Annotated in this window: 1 protein-coding gene; it reads left to right on the forward strand. The window is 63.6% G+C overall.

The window, feature by feature from the left end:
* Nucleotides 1–365: YgcG family protein (locus X744_RS139595; protein WP_023763270.1), on the forward strand; the 365-nt coding region annotated here is incomplete at both ends.

Below are 365 nucleotides of genomic sequence, written 5' to 3' on the forward strand. Positions count from 1 at the left end.
CTTCCGGCTCTGACAGGTCGCGTCGTCGACAATGCCGGCATCATCGATGCCGGCACACGTGCCGCGCTCACCCAAAAACTCGCCGAGCTCGAAACCAAGGGCTCGGACCAGATCGTCGTCGCCACCATCCCCAGCCTCGGCGGCGAGGAGATCGAGCCCTACGCCAACCGGCTGTTCCGCTTCTGGAAGCTCGGCCAGGCCAAGGAGAATAACGGTGTCCTACTCCTGGTTGCGCCAAACGACCGCAAGATGCGCATCGAGGTCGGGTACGGGCTGGAAGGCACGCTGACCGACCTGCACACCAAGCTGATCATCGAAAACGACATGGTGCCGGCCTTTCGCGCCGGCGATTTCTCCGGCGGCAT

The sequence above is a fragment of the Mesorhizobium sp. LNHC252B00 genome (assembly GCF_000502955.1).
In the GTDB taxonomy this organism is placed as follows: domain Bacteria; phylum Pseudomonadota; class Alphaproteobacteria; order Rhizobiales; family Rhizobiaceae; genus Mesorhizobium.